At 68.4% G+C, this 1,509-nt stretch carries 1 protein-coding gene; it reads right to left on the reverse strand.

All coding sequences use genetic code 11. The annotated features are described in order from the left end of the window. The coding region (locus tag WAN71_RS21175; protein WP_422227211.1) for an ATP-binding protein at window positions 1-1,475 on the reverse strand (1,475 nt) is incomplete at its 3' end. Window positions 1,476-1,509 lie beyond the last annotated feature (34 nt).

Here is a 1,509-nt window from a genome sequence, read left to right on the forward strand (position 1 = left end):
TCACCGCCGCCAGCGACCGCCTGGGCCGCGTCGAGATCGAAGCCACCCAGAAATACCGCCAGCCGGCGAAACAACACCCGTTCGGGCTCGGTCAGCAGGGCGTGCGACCAGTCCACCGAGGCGCGCAGGGTCTGCTGGCGGCGCACCGCGGTGCGCGCACCACCGGTCAACAACCTGAACCGGTCATGCAGGCTGTCGAGGATCTCGGCCAGCGACAACGCGCGCACCCGCGCCGCCGCCAGCTCGATGGCCAGCGGCACCCCATCCAGGCGCGCGCAGATCTCGCCCACCGTCGCAGCGTTGTCGTCGGTGACGGCGAAGCCGGGCCGGGCATGGCGGGCCCGGTCGGTGAACAACTCGATCGCTTCGTCGGCCAGCGACAGCGACGGCACCCGCCAGCTCACCTCACCGGCCACCCCGATCGCCTCACGGCTGGTTGCCAGCATGGTCAGCCCCGGCGCGGCGCTCAGGAGGGCGACGACCAGATCGGCGCTGGCATCCAGCAGGTGTTCGCAGTTGTCCAGCACCACCAGCAGCTGACGGTCGCGAACAAACTGCAGCAGGGTGTCCATGGTGGAGCGGCCCGGTTGGTCGGGCAGCCCGAGTGCACGCGCTACCGTCACCGGCACAAGGTTGGGGTCGGTGATGGGCGCCAGGTCCACATACCACACGCCGTCGCCGAACTCGCCGGTCAGCTGTGCCGCGAGCTGTATTGCCAGCCGGGTTTTACCCGCTCCACCGGCGCCGCTCACGGTCACCAGTCGGTTGTGGGCGAGCAGCTCCCGCAGCTGGGTCAGCTCCGTGTCGCGGCCCACGAAACTGGTCAGCTGCACCGGAAGATGGTGGGAAACAACGGCTTTAGACACTCGCAGCGGCGGGAACTCGTTGACCAGGTCGGGATGGCACAGCTGCACTACCCGCTCGGGGCGGGGCAGATCACGCAACGCATGGATGCCCAGATCGGACAGCCAGGTATCGGCGGGCAGCCGCTCGGCCACCAAGCTCTCGGTGGTCCCTGACAGCAGCGTTTGGCCGCCGTGCCCCAGGTCGCGCAGCCGCGCGGTGCGGTTGATCGTCGGGCCGGCGTAGTTGCCTTCATCGCGCAGCTGGATTTCGCCGGTATGCACCCCGATGCGCAACCGGATCGGGGCCAACGGAGCACGCTGCAACTCCAATGCGGTCGCCACCGCATCCGAGGCCCAGGCGAACGCCGCCACGAAGCTATCGCCCTCACCCTGTTCGACGGGGCGCACGCCGTCGTGGGCAGTGATGACATCGGACACGACGTGGTTGAGCCGCGCGATTGCGGCCGTCATCTCCTCGGGCTGGGTCTCCCATAGCCGCGTGGAGCCTTCCACGTCAGCCAACAGCAACGTCACGGTGCCCGTCGGCAACAGACCGCTCACGCCCAGCTCGCTCCAGTCCACCAGCGGCATCTCCGCGCGTGGATCGATCTCGCTCATGCTAGCCAGCATGCAGCCACCACGAACCGCAAAACATCAGCACAAA

This window comes from Mycobacterium sp., assembly GCF_049280035.1.
Classification (GTDB): domain Bacteria; phylum Actinomycetota; class Actinomycetes; order Mycobacteriales; family Mycobacteriaceae; genus Mycobacterium.